This is a genomic window from Bradyrhizobium sp., assembly GCF_017881085.1.
GTDB lineage: Bacteria > Pseudomonadota > Alphaproteobacteria > Rhizobiales > Xanthobacteraceae > Bradyrhizobium.
In genome coordinates, this window is sequence record NZ_JADGRI010000025.1 from 1 (window position 1) to 20,201 (window position 20,201).

The following is a 20,201-nucleotide window of genomic DNA, read 5'->3' on the forward strand; positions in this document are numbered from 1 at the left end:
CGTTGACACCGCCCGTGTCACGCCCAGGCCCGCCGCTTTCCTCGACCGCGACGGCGTCATCAACCACGACGATGGCTACATGGGCACGCGGGAGCGGATTCGCTGGATGCCGAATGCGGCGAAGGCGATCCGACGGCTCAACGAGGCCGGATATTTGGTGTTCTTCTTCACCAATCAATCCGGCGTCGCGCGCGGCCTCTTTACCGAAGATGAGCTCAACGCGCTGCACGACTGGATGCTCGCCGAACTCGCCGCGCAAGGCGCGCGCATCGACGACGTCAGGTACTGCCCGCATCATCCCGATGGATCGGTCGAGGGCTATCTCGAGGAACATCACTGGCGAAAGCCGAGCCCCGGCATGATCCACGATCTGATGCAACACTGGCCGGTGCGGCGCGAGGGCAGTTTTGTCATCGGCGACCGTCAGACCGATATCGAGGCGGCGGAAGCGGCGGGACTGCCCGGCTTCTTGTTCACGGGCGGCGATCTCGACGCCTTCGTGGCGAACGCAATCGCTCAAACCAGTCCCCGATAAACTTCCGCGATCCGGCTTGCTTCCGCGTCGAGGCTGAATTTTTCCACCACCCGCGCCCTTCCCCGCTCGCCCATGGCGGCGGCCGAAGCCGGATCGCGCATCAGCGGCTCCAGGGCCCTGACAAGCGCATCGACATCGCCCGGCGGCGTCAGCACGCCGGTGACGCCGTCCTCGACCACGAACTCGGCCGCTCCCGCGCGCGACGCCACCAGCGCCGCGCCCACCGACATCGCCTCGATCAGTGTCAGCCCAAACCCTTCGTTGCGCGAGGTGAAGGCGTAGATCGTCAGCCGCTGGTACCAGCGCTGCACCTCCTCGATCGCAAGTTCGCCCGTGATGACGATTCGCGATTGCAGGCCCGCCGCCCCGATGCGCTTCTTCAGATCATTGGCAAAACCCTGCTGCTCCGGCGTGATGGCGCCGACCATGACACCGGTGAAATCGGGATAGCGCGGCAGCAGGGCGCACATCGCGTCCACGAACACGTCGCTGCCTTTTTGCGCGCGCACTCGCCCGAAGCAGCCGATGCCGTAGCGGCCCGGCAATCCGGTCTGCGCGAACGCCGCCGCACGATCGGCCGGCGGGCAATAGCGATCGGTATCGACGCCGTGCGGAATCACGATTGCCTCGCGCTTGAGAAACGACGCCGAGATATCGCTGGTGGCGATGATCGCGTCCATCCGTCCAATCAGCCAGCGCGTGATCCAGGTGTGGTGCCGCTGCGCCGCCGAGGTGAACACCAGTTTCAACGGCCAGCCCAGCGACCGCAGCACTACGCCTGCGATCATCTCGTTATTGCGCCGCGCGTGCCAGACCAGCGGCTCATGGCGCCGCCACAGCTTCAGGAGATCCGCGACGCCGATTGCCGTGATGCCCTCGGGTGCATCGGGACCGAGCCACGCCGCGCGGAACATTTTTGCGAGCCTTGGCGCCACCATGCGGTTGGTCGCGGTCACGCCGGAATAACGCCTGTGCAGATTCGGCACGATCAGCTGCAGGTCGACAGCGGAGATGTTCTCGATTGCCACACCAGGCTCCGTTTCAGGCGTTTTCTATACGCAACATTAAGCATAGTGGCCAGTTCGGACGCGCCGAAACCCACTCTTCACCGCGCGGCGGATAGCATCACCCCATATCGGGGAGTGGGTGAGTTCATGAGCGTGCTTGTCACCGGCGGTGCCGGCTACATCGGAAGTCACATGGTTCAGGCGCTGGTGGAGGCCGGCGAAAGCGTCGTCGTGATCGACAACCTGTCCACCGGCTTCTCCCAATTCCTGCCCCAGGGTGTTCCGCTGTTCATCGGCGATGCCGGCGACGAGAACCTCGTCGAGGGCGTGATAGCAGCGCACGGCGTCGAAAGCGTCATTCATTTCGCGGGCTCGGTGGTGGTGCCGGAATCGATGCGCGATCCGCTCGCCTATTACCGCAACAACACCATGACGACGCGCAGCCTGCTCAACGCGACGGTGAAGGCGGGCGTCGGCCGCTTCATCTTCTCGTCCACCGCCGCGGTGTACGGCAATCCGGATCAGGTACCCGTTTCCGAGAGCGCGCCGACGCGGCCGCTGTCGCCATACGGCTCCTCCAAGCTGATGGCCGAGATCATGCTGCATGATACGGCCTCGGCGCACGGCATGAATTATGTCGCGCTGCGCTACTTCAACGTCGCGGGCGCCGACCCGCAGGCACGTATGGGACTGGCGACCGTCGGCGCGACGCATCTTCTGAAGATCGCGGTCGAAGCGGCCACCGGACAGCGCGCCAAGATCGACGTGTTCGGAACCGACTATCCGACGCCGGACGGCAGCTGCATCCGGGATTTCATCCATGTCACCGACCTGGCGCAGGCCCATCGTGCGGCGCTGTCCTATTTGCGCGGCGGTGGGGCCTCGATAACGCTGAACTGCGGTTACGGCCGCGGCTACTCGGTGCTTGAGACCATCGAGGCGGTGCGGAAAGTCTCCGGGCGCAACTTCGCGGTCCAGTACGGCCCGCGCCGGCCCGGCGATATCATGACCATGATCGCCGATACCAGCCGGATGCGCTCGACGCTGGACTGGACACCGCAATATGACGATCTCGAAACCATCGCCCGGCATGCGCTGGCGTGGGAAGAAAAATTGTTCAGGGAGCGCCACGGCGAGCTGCAACAGGCCGTGTCGGCCTAAATTCCCGTCCGGCGCAAGTCCTCATTTTGGCTTGAAAAACCCCGATATAGCGGGCAAGGAGGCAGTTCGCTTAGCCTGACGCCTGGGCGAATCCGCCCGGCGTCACGATGGAACGCGGATGGCCGAACTTCCGAAGAAAATCACCGACGATCCCTATGGCGCGGCGATCCTGATTCGCCGCCTGGTCACGGAACAGGGCGCCGCCTACTGGCGCCGCTATCTGCTCGCCTTCGCCCTGATGGGGATCTCTGCCGCCACCACCGCCGGATCGGCCTATTTGCTCGGCGAAGTCATCAACCAGGCCTATGTCGAGAAGAACGTGCGCGGTATCGCCCTGCTGTCGGGGGTCACCGTCCTGATCTTCATCCTCAAGGGAGCGGCGACCTACGGTCACCAGGTGATCCTGTCGCAGATCTCGAACGCGATCCTCGCCAACAACCAGCGCCGGCTGTTCGCCAAGCTGATGAGCGAGAGCGTCGCTTTCTTCTCCGAACGGCATTCGTCGGAATTTCTGGCGCGGCTGACATCGGGCGCGTTCTCCGTCACGCAGGTGCTCAGCCTGCTGATCAACGCGGTGGGGCGCGATCTCTTGTCGCTGATCGCGCTCGTCACCGTGATGCTGATGCAGGATCCCTATATGGCGCTGCTCGGCTTCGCCGTGGCGCCCCCGGCCATGCTGGTGCTGCGCAAGCTGGTGAAGCGGATCAAGGGGCTGGCTCACAACCAGTTCACCGGTACCGCCGACATTCTCGAAACCATGCAGGAATCGCTGCAGGGCATCCGCACCGTCAAGGCGTTCACGCTGGAACAGACCATGCGCGAGCGCATCGACGCCAGCATCACCGCGGTCGAGCGCAACGCCAACAAGATGGCGCGGGTCTCCAACCGCTCGAGCCCGCTGATGGAGACGCTCGGCGGTTTCGCGATCGCCGGCGGATTGATGTACGGCGGCTACCGCGTGGTCGCGATGGGCGCCACGCCGGGTCAGTTCTTTTCGTTCCTCACCGCGTTTTTGCTCGCCTACGAACCGGCCAAGCGCCTGGCGCGGCTCAACATCGAATTGAACTCCAGCCTGATCGGCGCCCGCAAATTGCTGGAAATCGTCGACAGCCCCTCCAGCGAGCCGCTCGACGACGACAAGCCGGCCCTGAAGCTGACCGACGCGCAGGTCGAACTGCGCGACGTGACCTTCGCCTACCGTCCGAACGAGCCCGTCATCAGCCACATGAGCTTTATCGCCGAGCCGGGCAAGGTCACCGCGCTGGTCGGCCCCTCCGGCGGCGGCAAGTCGACGGTGCTGGCGCTGCTGCTGCGGTTCTATGAAGTCAGCGAGGGCGACATCCTGATCGACGGGCAGTCGATTTCCACCGTGTCGCGAAAATCGCTGCGCCGGCAGACCGCCTATGTCGGGCAGGACGTCTATCTGTTCCGCGACACCATTCGCGAAAACATCGCGTTCGGCAAGGTCGGCGCCACCGAAGCCGAGATTGTCGCCGCCGCGAAGGCCGCCTGCGCGCACGAATTCATCATGGGCTTCCCGCTCGGCTACGACACGCCGGTGGGCGAGCACGGCACGCAGCTGTCGGGGGGACAGCGCCAGCGCGTCGCTGTCGCGCGCGCGCTGGTGAAGAACGCGCCGATCATCCTGCTCGACGAGGCGACCGCGGCGCTGGATTCGGAATCCGAACAGCAGGTGCAGGAAGCGATCGAGCATCTCTGCCGGAACCGCACCACCATCGTCATCGCCCATCGCCTGCACACCATCATGCATGCCGACGCCATCCTGGTGGTCGAGGGCGGCGAGATCGTCGAGCGCGGCCGGCACGACGACCTGCTGCGCCGCGGCGGCCGCTATGCCTCGTTCTTCCGCATACAACATCGTGATGCCGGCCCTCTCACGCTGGCGCCGATCAGCGCAACCGCGTAAAGCTTCGACCAGGTTTTAAAGCCCTCAACCTCCGCCGAGACCCCTTGCATGAGCGCCACATCCTTCGTCATTCCCGCCCCGCCGCAGCCTTCGCTCCCCGTCGTCGGCGAAACCAAATCGTTTCCGGTTCGCCGCATCTGGTGCGTCGGCCGCAACTATCTCGAGCACATCAGGGAAATGGGAAATGACGAGCGGGCGCCGCCGTTCTTCTTCGCCAAGCACGCCGACATGCTGGTGCCGGACGGCGCCACCATCCCCTACCCGCCGCTGACCAAGGACCTGCATCACGAGGTCGAACTGGTCGTCGCCATGAAGAGCGGCGGCCTCAACATCCCCGCCGACAAGGCGCTCGACCACGTCTACGGCTATGCCGTCGGCATCGACCTCACCCGCCGCGACCTTCAGATCGCCTCGCGCAAGAAGGAGCGGCCGTGGGAAGTCGGCAAGTCCTTCGATTATTCCGCCCCCTGCTCCGCCGTTCAGCCGGCGTCGAAGATCGGCCATCCCTCGAAGGGCAAGATCTGGCTCACGGTCAACGGCACCGAACAGCAAAAGGGCGACCTCACCGAACTGATCTGGAACGTGCCCGAGATCATCTGGCAGCTTTCGCAGCAGGTCGCGCTCGCCGCCGGCGACATCATCATGACGGGAACGCCGGCCGGCGTCTCCCAACTCCACCCCGGCGACAAGATCGAGTGCGGCGTCGACGGCGTCGGCACCCTGAAGGTCACGATCGGCAAGCCGGCAGCATAACCGGCGGTAGAGCATGATCGCTCTGATTGAATCAGAACCGAATCTAGATTCTTGTTTTGACGCGTTTTCTTCACGCGAACCGGTATCCACTTCGCTCGAAAACGCTCTAAGCGCTCCAAACGCCTGATTTGAGGCCCCAGACCCTGGTTTGGGGCCTCTTTTGCGTCCGGATTTGGCGTCTTTCTCCGTAGAACTACGTGGAAATTCGCAAATCATTAACCATCCGCACTTTAGACCGGTGGCTCAGGACACAGCCATTGCTGGAGCCGCCGATGAGCCCCGATTGGAACGCCATCCGCCTCGATTTGCTGGGCCTCGACGAGCCGATGCGGGCGAGCTTGCGGGAGATGCGGCCGTTCTTCGCCAGGGTGCTGCCGGACATTCTGGCGCGGTTCTACCACAAGGTCCGGCAGTACGATCCGTCCTGCGGCATCTTCAAGGAGGGTGCGATTCAGGAAGCCGTCCGCATGCAGCTGCAACATTGGAACCTGATCGGCGGCGGCGATTTCGGCCTGGCCTACCTCAGTTCGGTCGCGCGGTTTTGCGAATTCAACCAGCGCGCCGGCGTTGCGCCGCAATGGTATATCGGCTGCCGCCAGATGTTTGTCGCCGGGCAACTGATCGGGGCGGTCGAGGAAGAAGTCCACACTCCGCAAAAGAAGGCGGCGATGGTGAAGGCCATCGCCAAGGCCAATATGCTGGATACCGAGCACGTGATGGCGTTTTACATCGGCGCCGACCGTCCGGTCCGCAAGGACGCCATCACGGAAGCCAGCGACCACTTCGGCGCCATCATGAATTCACCGACGATCGCGTCCGACGAGCATGAACACACCGCGCGGGTATAAAGCGACAATGCCGGCATCAATGCGCTATCGCGGGACGGTCAGGCCCGCGCCATCGCCTGCAGGCCCTTGAAGGTCAGGCGCTTGGGGTCCTTCACGCCGGCCAGATAAAGCCTGCGGATGAAGGCGGTCACCACATCGCGGTCGCAGTCGGTCAGCGCGACCACGGCGTCGACGGCAATCCTTTGGGCGTCCATAGGCTTCCTCATGCGGTCTCAAGCCCAGCCGCGATAGCGTAGGATTCGCCGATTAATACGGCGTTAACCTCGCCGCAAAATGGCCGATTCACGGCACTGCGCGAATACGTGAAACAACGCATAGCGGCGTTTCGACGCGGTCGGCGTGATCAGTGCGCCGCCCCTGCCCCGCCTGCCCGCACCAGCGGCTGCAACGATACGGCGGTGTCGTCGATCGTCTTTCGGTCGAGCGTATCGATCGACGTTGCCGATCGATGCGCTGCAGATGCCCGGGGCGGGACCGATCGTTGAAACACGCCGGCGCGCGGATGGACGATCATGGTCCGCTGCTCGATCAACGCCCGCTGAGCACGGCCGGACCGAATTCCGCGACGGTGAGAAGCACGACAAGTGCGAGTACGATCAACGCAATTATCCTTGTTAGAGGGATCCGCATGGTGATCATCCGATCCGGAGTTTGGGTTGGAATCCGAAGAACCGACATGGCAACCGCGTGGCGCACTCTGCAACGGCGACCTGCGGACCGCCCCGGGGCCGGTCCGCAGGTCCCTGACGCCGATCAACTTTCGGCAACGTCGACGACTGCCTCGGCAAAGGCCCGCGGGGCTTCCTGCGGAAGGTTGTGCCCGACGCCGCCCTTGACGGTCCGGTGTGAATACCGGCCCGAGAATTTCCGGGCGTAGGAACCGGGCTCCGGGTGGGGTGCACCATTGGCATCGCCCTCGAGTGTGATGGCGGGCACCGTGATGACCGGAGCCGCGGCAAGCCGCTTTTCCAGATCGTCATATTTCGGCTCGCCTTCCTCCAGGCCGAGCCGCCAGCGATAATTGTGGATCACGATCGCGACATGGTCCGCATTGTCGAAGGACACAGCACTGCGATCGAACGTGGCATCGTCGAAATCCCATTTTGGCGAAGCGAGCTTCCAGATGAGCTTTGCAAAATCGTGCCGGTATTTGTCGTAGCCGACCCGGCCGCGTTCGGTGGCAAAATAATATTGATACCACCATTGCAGTTCGGCCTTTGGCGGCAACGGCATCTTGCCGCCTTCCTGGCTGCCGATCAGATAGCCGCTCACGGAGACCAGGGCCTTGCAACGCTCCGGCCAGAGCGCCGCGATGATGCAGGCGGTCCGCGCACCCCAGTCGAAACCGGCGATGGTCGCCTTCTGGATCTTGAGCGCATCCATCAGGGCGATGATATCGACGGCAACCACCGACTGCTGGCCATTACGGACCGTTTCGCTGGAAAGAAAGCGCGTCGTGCCATAGCCGCGCAGATAGGGGACGATCACCCGGTGGCCGGCGGACACCAGCAATGGCGCGACATCGACAAAGCTGTAAATGTCATAGGGCCAGCCGTGCAGCAGGATGACGGCGGGGCCATCGGCGGGGCCGGCTTCGGCATAGCCGACATTGAGCAGGCCGGCGTCGATCTGCTTCAGTGGGGCGAACGACGTATGCGTCCCCGGTTTGATCGCGGGGAGTTCCGCCGGCTTCGCCTTGCCGGATTGGGCCTGCGCAGAACCGGTCAAGGCGAGCTGCGCGGCAGCAAGGGTCATCGCGGCCATGCCGAAGAAAAGGCGGCGATCGCGGTTGACGTCTTGAGACATTTCTATATCTCCCTGGTTCGAGGGTTGGCCGGGTACTGGCAGCACTATCCGTTCTGCGATCGCAGCGATTTGAACGCCGCCCGCATCTCGCTGGAGAAGATTGCAGGCTGTTCCCACGCCGCGAAGTGGCCGCCTTTGTCGAACCTGTTGTAGTGGATCAGTTTGGGAAACGCCTGCTCTGCCCAACTCCGGGGAGCTGCGTAGATCTCGTCCGGAAATACGCTCACGGCAACCGGAATGGTGACGTTCTTGACGTCGAAAAACGGCAACTTGTTTTCCCAATAGAGACGAGCCGAAGAGATCGCCGTGTTCGTCAGCCAGTAAAGCGTGATGTTGTCGAGGATATCATCGCGCGTGAGCCCGCCGGACTGTCCGTCGAAGACGCGTGCGATCAACTCGTAACTGCGCACATCGTGATCAATTATCCACGCGGCGAGGCCGACCGGTGAATCCACGATCCCGTATAGCGTCTGCGGATGGTTCGCCATCTCGATGGCATAGCCCAGGCCGTGCTTGTTGAAGAATTCCAGCTGGTCGTAGGCATGCCGTTCGTCGGCTGAAAGGCCGGATGGCGGCGGATTGCCAAGCTGGAGCGCCTTTGAGACGTCTGCCGGAACGGTGGCGGGCATGTTGGTGTGAATGGCCAGCAATTCCGGAGGCGCCTGCAAAGCCATCTGTTCCGTGATGGCATCGCCCCAATCGCCGCCCTGCGCCGCAAATCGCGTATATCCCAGGCGCTTCATCAGCACGGTCCACGCGCGCGCGATACGGATGGGGTCCCAGCCGCCCGTGGTCGGCTTGCCCGAAAACCCGTAGCCCGGTATCGACGGGATCACCAGATCGAACGCGTCCGATGCGCTCGCGCCATGTGCCGTGGGATTGGTCAGTGGATCGACAATCTTCAACTGCTCGATGATCGAGCCGGGCCATCCGTGCGTGACGATGAGCGGCAAGGCGTTTTCATGTTTCGAACGAACATGAATGAAATGAATGTCGAGCCCGTCGATTTCGGTAACGTAGTGCGGCAGGGCCTTCAGCTTCGCCTCGCACTTGCGCCAATCATACTCCGTCGACCAATACCGCACGAGTTTCTGCATCGTCGCCAGCTGAACGCCCTGGGTTTCGTCGGTGACGGTCTCCCGATCGGGCCAGCGCGTTGCCTTCACGCGGCGGCGGAGGTCGACGAGATCGGCCTCGGGAACGTTGATGTGGAAAGGGCGAATGGCGTTGCCATCTGTCGCGGCGGCCAGATGCTGCGGAAGCAGGCTGACGGCGCCCGCGGTTGCCGCCATGGCGATAATGCTGCGCCGATTGGGTGAAAACGGTGTTGCGGACATGACCTTCCTCCCTGATGTAATCGAGCCGGGTGATCGGCGGCTCACAGTAGGCGGCAGGATGCTCGCCGCAGCGCCCCGGACCAATCGTCCCTGCGGCTGCCCGGATAAAACGTTGGTATGATCCGTTGGCGCGAAGTTGCGAAAACGAACGCGGGCGTGCAGCAATCCCGTACTTGCGAAGCTAGTTGGTTGTTCCGCCGATGTGCCGCGCCAGGGCCTTGCCAAGACCCGCGATGAGGCTGTCCTCGTCGAACGGCTTGGTCAGAAAACAAATTGCTCCATCCTCAAGCGCACGGGCGCGGACGCTTTCCTCGGGAACGGCGGTAATGAAGACGAAAGGCACGCGGCTTCCCTCGCTCCGCAGCCGGGATTGCAGCTCGATCCCGCTCATTCCGGGCATGCGGACATCGGCGATCACACACCATGTATTGGGCAGTTGCGCCGATTGCAGAAAAGCCTCAGCGGAGGAAAAAACATGAACGATGTAACCGAGCGACCTCAGGAGATTGTATATTGCGGTGCGCATGGATTCATCGTCGTCTATGACGGAGATCACAGGGACTGTGGTCAAATCGATCGATCCTGGGCAGAGGCGGAGCACCTGCTCTCGCGACATCGTCCATCGCCACAGTGCGCTTTCGCGGTCCGGCCCGGAAATCATACTTAGGTTTGCACTTACGAGATTTTCCGGCTGATCCCGAGAACCTCCGCCATTTTCACAAGCTCCGCGAGCGACCTCGCCTCCATCTTCCTCATCACCTGGCCGCGATGGATTTTTACGGTGATTTCGCTGACCTTCAGCAGACCGGCGGTCTGCTTGTTCATCAGACCGGAGGTGACGTGGGTCAACACCTCGCGCTCGCGCGGGGTGAGCGATTCAAACCGGGCGCGCAGCCCGGACACGGCCACCTCGCCCTCGCGCCGTTTGCGGTCCAGATCGAGCGCGTGCGTCACGGCATCCAGCATGTCCTGATCCCGGAACGGCTTGGTCAGGAAGTCCACCGCGCCGGCCTTCATCGCCCGCACCGACATCGGAATGTCGCCGTGGCCCGTGATGAAGACGATCGGAATGCGGATCCCGGCTTTTGCCAGCACATCCTGAAACTCAAGGCCGCTGACCCCAGGCAGCCTGATATCGAGCACCAGGCAACTGGCGATATCCGGAAGCTTACTGTTGAGCAGTTCCGCGGCCGAGCTGAAAACCCTGACCGGCAGGCTCATCGACTGGAACAGGTAGGTCAGCGCAACTCGCATCGATTCGTCGTCGTCGACGACGAAGACCATATGCTGCGGTTGGTTCTTCTCGTTCATCGTTTGCGTCACCGGCACCGTAGACGAAATGCCGTCCCCTATTTTCCAACTTCGATAAACCGGGTCAGGCCGCGCTCTCCGGGTGCGACGGCAGCGCGAACTGGAATGTGGCGCCCGGCCCGGCATTGGCGGACGACCACAGTCGGCCACCATGTGCCTCGACGATCGAGCGGCAGATCGAAAGGCCCATGCCCAGCCCGCCGGGCTTGGTGCTGAAGAACGGATCGAATACGCGGTCCGCGTTCTCGCTAGCGATTCCGGGACCGCTGTCCTCTACCGCAACCACGACGCGATGGGCTTCGTCCTGATAGGTACGGATCACCAGTCGAAGCGTCCGGTCCGTGATCGCCTGCATCGCTTCAGCACCGTTCATGACAAGATTGATGATCACCTGCTGGAGCTGAACCCGATCCGCGATAACCGGCGGCACCGCGGGCGCGAGCTCCAGTTGCGGGCTCACCTGCTGGGCGGCCAGTTCGCGCCGCAGCAGCGCGGCGACCTCGTTGACGAGGTCATTGACGTCAAGCGGCGTCTTCTCGGTGTCCGCATTTTTCAGGAGCCCGCGGACGCGGCGGATCACCTCGCCCGCGCGGTTGCCGTCCTTGACGATCCATTCGACGGCCCCGCGCACATCGTTCAGGTCCGGCTTTTCGCGGCGGAGAAAGCGCAGGCAAGCCTGGCCATTGGCGACGATCGCCGCAAGCGGCTGATTGACCTCGTGCGCGATGGTCGCGCTTATTTCTCCCAGCGTCGCCACGCGACTGGCGTGAGCCAGGGCGGTCTGCGCGGCTTGCAGGGTTTCCTGCGACCTCTTGGCCTCGGTAACGTCCATCACCGCGCCGACAATTTCCTCGTTACCGGATTGGTATTTTATGCGGTGCGCCAGAAGATGAATATGCCTGATTTGCCCATCCGGCATCAGCAGTCGCACTTCGAAGTCGTGGTATGGCGCCTTTTGCGCCGAGCGGGTGAGTTCACGCTCCATAACGAAGCGGTCGTCGGGATGGGTACGCTGAACGACCAGGCTGATCGAGGGTTTGGTGCTCCGATCAAAGCCCAGGATTTGATAGGTCTGTTCCGACCAGTAGTAGTCGCGGGTGGCGACCTCCCAGGCAAAGCTGCCGGTCTGGCTGAGCTTTTGCGCCTCGGCCGAATGGGCCTGACTCCTTTGCCAAGCGCTTTCAGCCCGTTTCCGGTCCTCGATGTCGGTATTGGTTCCATACCATGCAGCGACGGCCCCGGCCTCGTCTCGCAAGGCCTCGGCGCGGAACAGAAACCAGCGATAAGTCCCGTCGTAACGCCGCATCCGCGCCTCGACCTCGTCCGGTTTCCCGGTCTCGATCATTCTCTGCCATGCGTAATGCAGCGATGGCCGGTCGTCGGGATGAATCGCAGCCTGCCATTCCCAGCCCAGCGCCTGCGCCAATTCGATGCCCGTGTAGTCGAGCCAGCGCTTGTTGAGATATTCGGCATAGCCATCGGCCCGGGTTCGCCAGGCCAGCGTCGGGATCGTGTCGAGTGTGACGCGGAGTTCCCGTTCGGCCTTGGCGAGTCGGGCTTCGCTGCGCCGCACCGCATGCTCGGCAATCTTTTGGTCCTCGACGTCAACACCGACCGAATACCATTTAACGATGTTTCCCTTCTCGTCGCGATGTGGCGCGCGTCGCATCGTATACCATCGATAGACGCCATCGGCCCTGCGCGTGCGCACATCCACCGATAGCATCTCGCCCTTTGCCTGTGCGGCGCGCCACGCGTTTTCGAATCGCTCGACGTCATCCGGATGATAATAGGCTGAGGTGTCGATTCCTTCGCCCGTCGCTTCTCGCTGCGTGTGACCGGTGTAATTCTGCCAGGTTTGATTGACGAAGCTGCGTGCGCCATCAGGCTCGAAAGTCGACACCATGACCGGAATTGAATCGATCGTAAGCTGGAGTTCGCGCCGGGCCTCCGCCAATTGCGCCTCTCTCTCCTGCAAGGCGGTCTCGGCCCGTTTCCTGTCTTCGATGTCGTAGCCGGACCCATACCATTTGATGACCTTGCCGGTTTCGTCGCGCAGCGGCACGCGAGTCATGTAATTCCATCGATACGCGCCGTCTGCGCGCAGCATGCGCTGTTCGGTCTGGAACGGCTCTCCGGTCGCCAGGTGGCTACGCCACAGACGATCAACCCTGTCGCGATCGTCGGGATGGATGAGGTCGCGTACGTTCTCGACCGGAACATCCTTGCCGATATATTCCTGCGCCGGCCGATTGGCGAAATAGGGCTTGCCGTCCTGGTCGAGAACGACAACCATCGTCGAGATCGTATCGATCGTCAGCTGCAGGTCCTGCCTCGCCTTGGCGAGATCCGCTTCGCTCCGCCGCAGCGCGTGCTCCGCGCTCTTGCGGTCCTCGATGTCGTACGTCGCCGCGTACCACGCGGTCACCTCGCCGTCGGGATTGCGCAGCGGCACGCGCCGTGTAGCGAACCAGCGGTATTCGCCGTCGGCTCTTCGCAGGCGCTGTTCCGTCTCGAACGGCTCGCCCGTTGCCAATGCGGCATCCCAGGCTTCCTCAAGCCGCGCAACATCGTCGGGATGAGTAATAACGCTGGTGCGCCTCGTCCAGTTCGTCGATACGAGTCCGCTGTAGCTGCGCCCGACCTGATTGACAAAATCGATGACACCGTCCGCACGATGGCGAAGCACCAACACCGGCACCATGTCGATAGTCGCCCGCAGTTCCTGCTCGGCGAGCCGGGCCCTTTGCTCGGCGCGCTTGCGGTCGGCATTCTCGGTACGCAGCGTCTCGTTGAGGGCTTGCAGTTCCCGCACGGTTCCCTGCTGCTCGTCGCGTACCCGCTGAAGCGCGCTCGCCGCCCGCCGCTGCGCCGCGCTCAGCGCGACGACAAAAAGCGCCGCGATGGCAAAGAACGCGAGCCGCGGAACCTCCTTGAAGTGCAGAGGGAACGAGTGAACCGGCTGCAGAAAGAAATAATCGAATGCCAGAACCGCCAGTGCCGTTGCGAGCAAGGCCGGCCCGGTGCCGCCGGCCCACGCCACCAACATGATCGCGCAGAGCAACAACGATACCGTCGGATTGCCTCCCACGAAGCGGTCGAACCCAAGATCGATCACGACGGCCGCGGCAACCGACGGAACTGCCATGGCGTAGCCAAGGACCGCCGGCGACTCCCGCCGCCACGAGACTGCGGACGTCGACATGTCTCGAACTCCGGTAATTTTTCCGCAATTCTAGCCATTCCTGGCCAGGGACGCCACGTCGGGGTTGTTGCCCCGCGAAGCACTGCGGGAGGCGAATGCAACAAATAAATCAAGATTGCGCGAGGCGTGCAATAACGACCGGGGCATTTTCCCCGAACCGGGATCGTGCGATTGGACTAAGAACCGCGTCGGATCGCAGCCATGCGTCGCTCAGACCGACTTGTCGGTGATCATCCCGGTGGGCTAGCCAAAAGAAAAACCTGCCGGGAAAAATCTTCCACCAGGGTTCGGCCGACGTAGCGCAACGCCTCTCACGAATACTGCATCACCCCGTCATCGACCTTGCCGAAGCGCAAAGTGACGATGTCGAGCGCGTAATTCTGATAGAGCCGCCACGGCCGCTTCGAGCCCTGTTTCGGCATTTTCGCGACCGAGCGCTGCACATAGCCGGACGAGAAGTCCAGCGACGGCAATTCTGTGATCGAGGGATCAACATTGTGCGGCATGCACTTCTTGTAGCCGTGTCGGTCCATGTAATTGATCAGGCGGCAGACATATTCGCAGGTCAGGTCGCATTTCAGCGTCCACGACGCGTTGGTGTAGCCGAACGAGGACGCCAGATTGGGCACATCCGAATACATCATGCCCTTGTAGTTCAGCGTCCGGGAAAAATCGACCGTGCGGCCGTCGACGACAACCTCCATGCCGCCCAGCACCTGCAGCACGAGCCCGGTCGCGGTGACGATGATGTCGGCCTCGAGCTCGCTGCCGTCCTTTAAGCGGATGCCGTTTTTGGTGAAGGCGTCGATCTCGTTGGTGACGACGGAAGCGCGCTTTTCCTTGATCGCCTTGAACAGGTCGCCGTCGGGCACGAGGCACAGCCGCTGGTCCCAGGGATTGTAGCGCGGCGTGAAATGGGTGGCGATGTCGTAGTCGGGACCGAGCGCCATCCTGACGCCGCCGAGGATCAGCTCCTTGACCCGCGCGGGCTTGCGCCTGGAGAGCTGGAAGAAATACATGCCCCACAACACGTTGCGCCAGCGGATCAGGTGATAGGCGAGTTTCGAAGGCAGATTGCGCCGCAGCTTGTTGGCGACGGGGTCCTGCGCCGGGCGCGACACCACATAGGTCGGCGAGCGCTGCAGCATGGTGACGTGGCCGGCCTTCTTGGCCATCTCCGGCACCAGCGTCACGGCGGTGGCGCCCGAGCCGATCACCACCACGCGTTTGCCGGCGTAGTCGAGATCTTCAGGCCATTTCTGCGGATGCACGATATTGCCGGCGAAATTTTCGCGGCCCGGAAATTCCGGCGTGTAGCCTTCCTCGTATTTGTAATAGCCGGAGCACATGAACAGGAAATTGCAGGTGAAGCGCACCACCTCGGTGCCGCCCTCGCCCACCCGGCGTTCGACCTCGATGGTCCAGCACGCGTCGGGCGACGACCACGATGCCCGCTTGACCCGGTGGTTGAAGCGGATTTTCTTGTCGATGCCGTTTTCGGCCGCGGTCTCGCGGACATAGTTCAGGATCTGCGGCCCGTCGGCGATCGCCTTCGCCTCGGTCCACGGCTTGAACGAATAGCCCAGCGTGAACATGTCGCTGTCGGAGCGGATGCCGGGATAGCGGAACAGGTCCCAGGTGCCGCCGATGCAGTCGCGCCCTTCGAGAATGGCGTAGCTCTTGCCGGGGCACTTCTGCTGCAGGTGAAAACCCGCGCCGATGCCGGACAATCCGGCGCCGACGATCAGGACGTCGAAATGTTCCGATGCCATGGTGCCTCCCGAGCGCTGTTCTTCCCGCGGTCACGGCCAGCTTTGTCCTGGCCACCCACATCCTGCTTGCCGCGATTCTAAAGACGTGGATGCCCGGCACAAGGCCGGGCATGACGAAAAACGCCGTCATTCCGGGGCGCGAGCAAGGCTCGCGAACCCGGAATCCAGGGGTTACCGCGCGAGATTCCGGGTTCGCGCTGGCGCGCGCCCCGGAATGACGGCCTCAAAACCTCAATACCTGTAATGATCCGCCTTGAACGGGCCTTCCGGCTTGACGCCGATATACTCGGCCTGGTCGGGGCGCAGCTGGGTCAGCTTCACGCCGATCTTGGACAGATGCAGCCGCGCCACCTTCTCGTCCAGCGACTTCGGCAGCACGTAGACCTTCTTCTCGTATTTGCCGTCCTTGTTGTTGGCGAACAGCTCGATCTGCGCCAGCGTCTGGTTGGTGAAGGAGGCCGACATCACGAAGCTCGGATGGCCCATGGCGTTGCCGAGGTTCACGAGGCGCCCTTCCGACAAGAGGATGATGCGGTGCTTGTCGGGGAATTCGATCTCGTCGACCTGCGGCTTGATGTTGGTCCATTTCAGGTTGCGCAGATGCGCGATCTGGATCTCGTTGTCGAAGTGACCGATGTTGCAGACGATGGCGCGGTCCTTCATCGCGCGCATGTGCTCGATGGTGATGATGTCCTTGTTGCCGGTGGCGGTGACGAAGATGTCGGCGCGCGGTGCGGCGTCTTCCATGGTGACGACTTCATAGCCCTCCATCGCCGCCTGCAGCGCGCAGATCGGATCGACCTCGGACACCATGACACGGCAGCCGGCCTGGCGCAGCGAGGCGGCCGAGCCCTTGCCGACGTCGCCGAAGCCGGCGACCATCGCCACCTTGCCCGACATCATCACGTCGGTGCCGCGGCGGATGCCGTCGACCAGCGATTCGCGGCAGCCATAGAGATTGTCGAATTTCGACTTGGTCACGCTGTCGTTGACGTTGATCGCCGGGAACAGGAGCTTGCCTTCCTTCTCCATGTTGTAGAGCCGGTGCACGCCCGTGGTGGTTTCTTCCGAGACGCCCTTGATGTTCTTGGCGATCTCGGCGAAGTAGCCCTTCGGCTTTTCCTTCAAGAGCTTCTTGATCAGCGCGAAGAAGACTTCCTCTTCTTCCGATTCGGGCTTGTCGAGGAACTTGACGTCGCCCTGCTCGGCGCGCAGGCCGTTGTGCACCAGCATGGTGGCGTCGCCGCCGTCATCGAGGATCATGTTGGGCGTGCCGCCGCCGTGCCAGTCGAACAGCTTGGCGGTGTAGTCCCAGTATTCGACGAGGCTCTCACCCTTCACCGCGAACACGGGAATGCCGGCCGCCGCGATCGCGGCCGCGGCATGGTCCTGGGTCGAATAGATGTTGCAGGAGACCCAGCGGACGTCGGCGCCGAGTGCTGCCAGCGTCTCGATCAGGACCGCGGTCTGGATCGTCATGTGCAGGGAACCGGCGATGCGGGCGCCCTTCAGCGGCTGCTTGGGGCCGTACTCCTCGCGCGTCGCCATCAGGCCGGGCATCTCGGTCTCGGCCAGCGAGATCTCCTTGCGGCCGAATTCGGCGAGCGAGATGTCCTTGACGATGTAGTCGGTGAAGGCGGGCTTCTTGGCGGTGGCGGTCATGTGCGGATCCTGTTCCTGTTCATGTCATTCCGGGGCGCGGGTGAAACCCGCGAACCCGGAATCCAGAAGTTCGAGATTCCGGTCTGCGCCTTGCGGCGCATCCCGGAATGACGTCGCGTCATCCCACCGCGCGCTTCAGCGCGTCGGCAAGGTCGGTTCGCTCCCAGGAGAAGCCGCCGTCCTTCTCGGGCGCGCGGCCGAAATGGCCGTAGGCCGCGGTGCGCCGGTAGATCGGCCGGTTGAGCTTCAGCGTGCGGCGGATGTTGGTCGGCGTCAGCCGGAACATTTCCGGCAGCACCTTCTCGAGCTTCTTCTCGTCGACCTTGCCGGTGCCGTGGGTGTCCACCAGCACCGACATGGGATCGGCGACGCCGATCGCATAGGCAACCTGGATGGTGCAGCGTTCCGCGAGGCCCGCCGCCACCACGTTCTTGGCGAGATAGCGCGCCGCATACGCCGCCGAGCGATCGACCTTGGTCGGGTCCTTGCCGGAGAACGCGCCGCCGCCATGCGGCGCATAGCCGCCGTAGGTATCGACGATGATCTTGCGGCCGGTGAGGCCGCAATCGCCGTCGGGTCCGCCGACCACGAAGTTGCCGGTTGGATTGACCAGGAAGTCGGCGTTCTTCTGCGGCATCCAGCCCTTCGGCAATGCCGATTCCACCGCGGTCGAGATCATCTCCTTGATCAGGCCCGGCGAGTATTTCTTGTTGTTGCGGCTCTTCTCGTTGTGCTGGGTCGAGACCACGACCTTGGTGCAGCCGACCGGTGCGCCGTTGACGTATTTCACGGTGACCTGGCTCTTGGCGTCGGGCTGCAGGTCGGCGAGCTGGCCGTTGCGGCGCTTCTCGGACAGCACTTTCAGAATCCTGTGCGCGAAGAAAATCGGCGCGGGCATGAAGGAGCCCTTTTCGTAGACTTCGCTTTCGGTGCAGGCGTAGCCGAACATCATGCCCTGGTCGCCGGCGCCCTCTTCTTCGCCGCTCTTCTTTTTCTTGGCATCGACGCCCATCGCGATGTCGGGCGACTGGCCGTGCAGCAACACCTCGATATCGGCGCCGTGGTAGGAGAAGCCATTCTGGTCGTAGCCGATATCCTTGACCACGCCGCGGGCGATATGGCTGATCAGTTCGCGGTCGACGACCGAGACGCCATGGATGTCGCGGAACAGCTGGCCGCGGCCTTCGCCGGCGATCACGATCTTGTTGGTCGTGCACAGCGTCTCGCAGCCGAGCCGGGTATTGACCAGGCTGTCATCGGCGATGCCGAGCTTGACGTCCTTCTCGAGGAAAGCATCGAGGATAGCGTCGGAGATCTGATCCGAAACCTTGTCCGGATGCCCCTCGGAAACCGACTCACTGGTGAAAAGATATGACGCGCGCATCAACCAACCCCTTTTCCGCCAGACCCCGGCGGCCCTTTCATAATTTGTCCTGAAATGTCAGTCCCGACGACGCGAGATGACGTAGGATTCATCGTAAAACCAGAGCCCGTTATGCTTGCGCAGAACCTCTCTGACGGCATCGAGATAACGGCCGCTTTGGGTCATGTCCGTCAACCGGTCGTCTTCGATCTGGCCGACATACACCGCCGCGTTCCATGCTGCAAAGGCCGTCGAGGTTCCGATCGAGCCGGTGACCTCGTTTGGCAACGCTTCCATATCATAACGGAAGATCGAACGGTTATCGGCATAGGCATTAAAGTTAAGGTCGCGTGCCGCCGATCCCAGCTCGTATTTCACCGCGCGCAATAGCTCATGACGGCTCACCGCGAAAGGATTTTCTCCGGGCCAGACCGCCTGGATGATCTCCATGCCGGGATCCTGCCCGTGGGAGTGAATTCCGATCAAGCGGCCTCCCGCCCGCAGCGCCCGCGCCAGGGGCGCAATGATGCGTTTTGCACGGAAATTGACCGAGGATTTGGCCCGGTAGGGCTGGGAGGCGATAATCAGGTCGAAATTGGCCTCGGTCTTGCCGGCTCGCGGGATGATCTGGTCGAGCAAAAAACGGTGGTCTTCCCGGTACAGCACGATCGCGACCGGCCGCTCATAGACCGGCATGCCCGAGCGCGGACTGACATTGGCCCGCCAATTCTGCTCCAGAAACGGCTTCAATTCGGCGATTTGGACCTCGAATTCGCCCGAGGAGGCCCCGCGCAGGGGCACTTCATGCCAGATCATGCCGGCGGCGGCCGCCGGCGAGACTGGGGTCAGCCAGGGCGCCTCCGCATAATACATGTTGGTCAGCACGAAAACGGTAGCTGGATGCTCAAACAGCCGGTCGGGCACCTTTTCGAGCGTCAGCCGGACATCCTCGAGGCTGAGCTCCTTGCCCGCGATATAGAACGGCATATGGGGAAAACGGCCGTGCATCGAGCGCATCACCCGCGCCAGCACGGTGCCGTCGCCGACCCCGGCATCGAATACCCGCAGCGCCGGGGGACGGGGATGGATGCTGCCGAGTTCCAGCCCGACCCGCTCGGCGATCACCCGCTTCTCGCTGCAGGTATGGACGAACAGCAGGTATTTCTGCCGGTTCTCGAAAAACCGGAAATTTCCTCTGGGGTCGCGCTTTTCGGGCGGGACCTGCAGGCCGCGCGGCGGGGCGACCCCGCCCGGCATGGCGGCCGCGATATAGGCCTGGATGCGGTCCAGCGTGTCGATGGTGATGCGCTTGCCCTCGCGCAGGCGATGCACCAGCTTGCCGTCATTGACCGCCCGGCGGCCGAAGGTCGATTCGGCCATATCCGCCTGGCGGCAGAATTCGGTGATCTGGCGCAGGATCTCGTCGTTCTTCATGGGGCCTGGGGGTGGTGCGGCCGGTGGGCAGCGGCGATTTGGGCGCCTGTCCTACCATCATCTGCCCAACGGGGGAATTC

General features: G+C 62.8%; 17 protein-coding genes. 5 read left to right on the forward strand and 12 right to left on the reverse strand.

Annotated elements, in window-relative coordinates:
* Positions 1-535, forward strand: a 535-nt coding sequence (locus tag QZ213_RS04195) for an HAD family hydrolase (protein ID WP_291684799.1), incomplete at its 5' end; no start/stop codon positions are given.
* Here QZ213_RS04195 and QZ213_RS04200 read toward each other — a convergent pair.
* Complete coding sequence (locus QZ213_RS04200; RefSeq protein ID WP_291684800.1) at positions 517-1,563, reverse strand: glycosyltransferase family 4 protein; 1,047 nt, start codon at positions 1,561-1,563, stop codon at positions 517-519. The genes QZ213_RS04195 and QZ213_RS04200 overlap by 19 nt on opposite strands.
* 126 nt (positions 1,564-1,689) lie before the next feature.
* Between QZ213_RS04200 and galE the strand changes: the two genes are divergently transcribed.
* The 4 genes from galE (at position 1,690) to QZ213_RS04220 (ending at position 6,231) form a co-directional block, all read left to right on the forward strand.
* Positions 1,690-2,703, forward strand: a complete 1,014-nt coding sequence (gene galE / locus QZ213_RS04205) for a UDP-glucose 4-epimerase GalE (protein WP_291684801.1) — start codon at positions 1,690-1,692, stop codon at positions 2,701-2,703.
* Positions 2,704-2,821: 118 nt separating this feature from the next.
* Positions 2,822-4,630, forward strand: coding sequence for an ABC transporter ATP-binding protein (locus QZ213_RS04210; protein WP_291684802.1), 1,809 nt, complete (start codon positions 2,822-2,824; stop codon positions 4,628-4,630).
* Between the two features lie 48 nt (positions 4,631-4,678).
* The gene (locus QZ213_RS04215) at positions 4,679-5,383 is read left to right on the forward strand and encodes a fumarylacetoacetate hydrolase family protein (RefSeq protein ID WP_291684803.1); all 705 of its coding nucleotides are present in this window, start codon (positions 4,679-4,681) and stop codon (positions 5,381-5,383) included.
* Positions 5,384-5,655: 272 nt separating this feature from the next.
* Positions 5,656-6,231 carry a protoglobin domain-containing protein gene (locus QZ213_RS04220; RefSeq protein WP_291684804.1) on the forward strand — a complete coding sequence of 192 codons (576 nt, stop codon included), beginning with the start codon at positions 5,656-5,658 and terminating at the stop codon, positions 6,229-6,231.
* A 38-nt stretch (positions 6,232-6,269) separates the two neighbouring features.
* Here the strand turns inward: QZ213_RS04220 and QZ213_RS04225 are convergent, their stop codons facing one another.
* From QZ213_RS04225 to QZ213_RS04275, 11 genes are all read right to left on the reverse strand, one after another.
* Positions 6,270-6,425: a hypothetical protein gene (locus QZ213_RS04225; RefSeq protein ID WP_172900072.1), complete on the reverse strand. Its 156-nt coding sequence runs from the start codon at positions 6,423-6,425 to the stop codon at positions 6,270-6,272.
* 149 nt (positions 6,426-6,574) lie between these two features.
* Positions 6,575-6,745 (reverse strand): hypothetical protein, encoded by a 171-nt coding sequence (locus QZ213_RS04230; protein ID WP_291684805.1) that lies wholly within the window; start codon positions 6,743-6,745, stop codon positions 6,575-6,577.
* A gap of 239 nt (positions 6,746-6,984) precedes the next feature.
* Complete coding sequence (locus tag QZ213_RS04235; protein ID WP_291684806.1) at positions 6,985-8,037, reverse strand: alpha/beta hydrolase; 1,053 nt, start codon at positions 8,035-8,037, stop codon at positions 6,985-6,987.
* A gap of 44 nt (positions 8,038-8,081) precedes the next feature.
* Entirely contained in the window at positions 8,082-9,329 is a 1,248-nt protein-coding gene (locus QZ213_RS04240; protein ID WP_291684807.1) for an epoxide hydrolase, read from the reverse strand.
* 226 nt (positions 9,330-9,555) lie between these two features.
* Positions 9,556-9,945, reverse strand: a complete 390-nt coding sequence (locus tag QZ213_RS04245; RefSeq protein WP_291684808.1) for a response regulator — start codon at positions 9,943-9,945, stop codon at positions 9,556-9,558.
* Positions 9,946-10,049: 104 nt separating this feature from the next.
* Positions 10,050-10,685 (reverse strand): response regulator transcription factor, encoded by a 636-nt coding sequence (locus QZ213_RS04250; RefSeq protein ID WP_291684819.1) that lies wholly within the window; start codon positions 10,683-10,685, stop codon positions 10,050-10,052.
* Positions 10,686-10,749: 64 nt separating this feature from the next.
* Positions 10,750-13,890 (reverse strand): PAS domain-containing protein, encoded by a 3,141-nt coding sequence (locus QZ213_RS04255; protein ID WP_291684809.1) that lies wholly within the window; start codon positions 13,888-13,890, stop codon positions 10,750-10,752.
* Positions 13,891-14,201: 311 nt separating this feature from the next.
* The gene (locus QZ213_RS04260; protein ID WP_291684810.1) at positions 14,202-15,662 is read right to left on the reverse strand and encodes an NAD(P)/FAD-dependent oxidoreductase; all 1,461 of its coding nucleotides are present in this window, start codon (positions 15,660-15,662) and stop codon (positions 14,202-14,204) included.
* Between the two features lie 231 nt (positions 15,663-15,893).
* Positions 15,894-17,324 (reverse strand): adenosylhomocysteinase, encoded by a 1,431-nt coding sequence (gene ahcY / locus QZ213_RS04265; protein WP_291684811.1) that lies wholly within the window; start codon positions 17,322-17,324, stop codon positions 15,894-15,896.
* Between the two features lie 118 nt (positions 17,325-17,442).
* A complete protein-coding gene (metK, locus tag QZ213_RS04270; protein WP_291684812.1) occupies positions 17,443-18,708 on the reverse strand; it encodes a methionine adenosyltransferase in 1,266 nt (421 codons plus the stop codon).
* A 57-nt stretch (positions 18,709-18,765) separates the two neighbouring features.
* Positions 18,766-20,121 (reverse strand): hypothetical protein, encoded by a 1,356-nt coding sequence (locus QZ213_RS04275; protein ID WP_291684813.1) that lies wholly within the window; start codon positions 20,119-20,121, stop codon positions 18,766-18,768.
* Positions 20,122-20,201 lie beyond the last annotated feature (80 nt).